Here is a 2427-nt window from a genome sequence, read left to right on the forward strand (position 1 = left end):
CCGGGGCACCGCCCTCGGTGTTCTCCGGCTGATCAGCCGAGTTCGGGCCAAACGTTGAAGTCCCCGTCCTCGACGAGCGCCTTCTCCAGCCCCAACGGCTCCGCGAGCGCGTGGAAACCCGCGACGCGCGTGGGGCCGACCGGCAGGAAGTAGGACTTGAGTACGCGCAGCAGCAAGCGGAAGCCGAGATCCGGATCGACCTCGGAGACAACCCGCCTCAGCGCCGGAACCACGCCGCGCACCGCGACATAGGCGTGCCCCGCTGTGGCCGACTCCAGGTCCTGGGCCACCGACGCGATCTCGCCCAGCACCGCTTCCGTCAACCCGCGAGCGGGTGACGAATCCGACGGGACGGGTGCGTCACCCACGTTCCAGGTGATGCGGTACTCGGCGATCTCCTCGATCCACGTCAACCACTGACGTCCCTCGATCCCGCAGAGTTCCAGGTCGAAGTCCCGGAACGTCCCCGCTTGCCACAGTGTGGACACCTCCGGGCCGGACAGGTCCGAAGCCAGCAGCCGCCTGACGTCGTCCAGCAGCTGATGGGCGTACGCACCATCCTCGCGGTTCGCGAACGACCACACGGTGGCGAGGGCGATGGACATCTTGTTCGTCCGGGGGTAGCGGAACGTTTTCATCAGGCCGCTGAGCCCGATGTCCGTACCGAGCCGGGGGTGGTGGTCCTGGTTCACCCATGTGTCCTTTACTCCGGGTAGCTCGTGTACACGACGAACCCGTCCTGATGTTTCCCGTCGACCTTCTTCTTCACCTGCTTGATCCTAATGATCACCGTGTTCCCGACCGGCGTCGATATGAGGGTGGGATTGCCCTGCGCATCCGGCTCACCGTGCCGCCACACCCTGCCAAGGGAGCCCTTGTCACGCAGTTGACGGTCGATCGGAAAGAGATCCGTACCCGGATCGAAGCCTGACTTCCCTTGCTGCTTCTTCAGCCATGCGAGCAGCTTGTCCTTGTTGCCAGGGATCGCACTCCACTCGTCGAAGGCCTGCCGTACGGAGGAAGCCGCAGTGGCCTCATCGAGCCACTCCGTGGCGACCGGGCTCTTCTCCAGCTTCTTCAATATCGTCGCCCGGTCCAGGCCGACATGGTCCGAGAGTGTGTGGGCACCCGAAATTCCCTCATCGCCGACAATATCCGCACAGTTGTGGACGAGCACGTCCGCCGGCGCCGGGCCCTGCGCCTGCACGTAAAAGGTGTGCAGACCGTCGACGGTGAGGTCGAACACCTCTACGGGAGCGATGTCCCCACGATCGCCCAGAGCGGCGATCGTCCGCTCCCGGCCCGCCGGATCCTGCAGCCTGTCGTCCACTGCCAGGTCGGAGGCGAAGGTCCAACCGCGGTCCACGACGAAGAGCCGGTGGCCGGCTGTAGTGCTCAGACCGCTGCCGTCGGTCAGGACGATGTCGATCAGCCGATCGGTGTCGTGCCGGAATGCGGCGGTCACCTGTTGCTGCCTGGTCGTCCCCGACTCGGTATCGCCTGCCGTCACCATGTCACCGACCCGCACCGACCCGATCGGCTTGTGCGAACCGTCCGCCATGAGTACGGGCACCGACGCGGGGAAGCTGTTCCTCTTGCATGAGCCGAACAGCCGCTGGGACAGGTCGATCTCACGCTCCAGGGCGGCCATCGTGCTCTCGTCCATCTCGGCCTTCTTGGCCAGCGCCCTGGCGTCCTCCAGACCCACGCCGTTCCTCATGACAGCCCGGTAGGCCAGCATGGAGTCCATGATGAGTTCGAGGCGCTTGTTCTTGATCCCCATGATCATGTCGATCTTCACCGCGATGCAGGCTTGTATGTCGCCCTTGTAGCAGTTGACGAAGTCGTCCGTGACCATGTGCCATAGGGTCTTCAGGAACATCTTGTCGAAGATCTTGGCGAGCTCCCACCTGCTGAAGTAGACGTCCTTGTAGTACGCCTGCAGGCCCATGTTCTCGGCGTAGAGCCAGGTCACGTACTCGGCCGGGCAGTTGGCCTCGGTCACGTTCTCCGATGCTGCCGGGTCCGTGCACATGTAGAAGTCGACGGTGAGGTTGTAGCTCAGCTTGAACGTCACCGTGCAGCCGTCGAAGCCGATTTCCAGGACGCACTTGTTCTGGTCCACCGGCTCTCCGACCGGCTCGATCGTGTTGCGCGTGAACACGCCCTTGCGGCCGGTCACACCGCCCGAGGCGATGGTGTCGTGGTTCTTCTGGTTCTCCGCTCGGGTCGCCGCGTCCTGCGCCTCCTTCGCCGCCTCCTGGGCCCGCTTCGCGGCGGTCTCCGCCGTCGTGGCGTCGGTTTCGGCCTTGGTCGCGACCGTGTCCGCGGACTTCGCGTCGGCCTCCGCCGCCGTGGCCGCCTTGCGGGCGGAAGCGGCGTCGCGCTCCGCGTCCGTCGCCGCCGCGTCCGCGGCGGAGGCGTGGG

Annotated in this window: 2 protein-coding genes; both read right to left on the bottom strand. The window is 65.4% G+C overall.

All coding sequences use genetic code 11. From position 1 onward, the window contains the following. Positions 1-32: 32 nt before the first annotated feature. Positions 33-692: a hypothetical protein gene (locus ACWGIU_RS35605; RefSeq protein WP_453712233.1), complete on the bottom strand. Its 660-nt coding sequence runs from the start codon at positions 690-692 to the stop codon at positions 33-35. 11 nt (positions 693-703) lie between these two features. Next, positions 704-2427, bottom strand: a 1724-nt coding sequence (locus ACWGIU_RS35610) for a polymorphic toxin-type HINT domain-containing protein (protein WP_453712234.1), incomplete at its 5' end; no start/stop codon positions are given.

Source organism: Streptomyces sp. NPDC054840, from assembly GCF_053611065.1.